Origin of the sequence: Methylobacterium sp. E-041 (genome assembly GCF_022829665.1) — a bacterium.
Lineage (GTDB): Bacteria > Pseudomonadota > Alphaproteobacteria > Rhizobiales > Beijerinckiaceae > Methylobacterium.
Genome location: NZ_JAKSYQ010000077.1, coordinates 1 through 302, shown reverse-complemented (window position 1 = coordinate 302; position 302 = coordinate 1). Strand labels below are relative to the sequence as shown.

Below are 302 nucleotides of genomic sequence, written 5' to 3'. Positions count from 1 at the left end.
TTCGACAGGTCGAGCACGTCGTTGATCAGGCCGAGGAGGTGCTGGGCGTTCGATTTGATTTTTCCGAGATCCTTGAGGAGGCTCTCCTGACCGAGCTCCTCCGCCTCTTCCTCGAGCATCTCGGAGTAGCCGATTACGGCCAGCCTTCGACCAGGATCCGGTTCACCAGAAGAGCTCGACCATGGACCGTCATGCGGGCATGCTGATGGGTGTTCATCCGGGGCGCTCGGTCAGGGTTGGTTGGCTTCGCAACCCCAGCCTCTCACCCCCGCCCCGGGTGAACAACCTTCATAGCTTCGACA

General features: G+C 60.6%; 1 protein-coding gene and 1 pseudogene. Both read right to left on the bottom strand.

Annotated elements, in window-relative coordinates:
* Nucleotides 1–140 (bottom strand): annotated as a pseudogene (locus MKK70_RS31025) (histidine kinase dimerization/phospho-acceptor domain-containing protein); the annotation flags it as partial.
* Entirely contained in the window at nucleotides 134–193 is a 60-nt protein-coding gene (locus tag MKK70_RS31020) for a hypothetical protein (RefSeq protein ID WP_409568255.1), read from the bottom strand. The gene MKK70_RS31020 and the pseudogene MKK70_RS31025, both read right to left, overlap by 7 nt.
* Nucleotides 194–302: the final 109 nt, after the last annotated feature.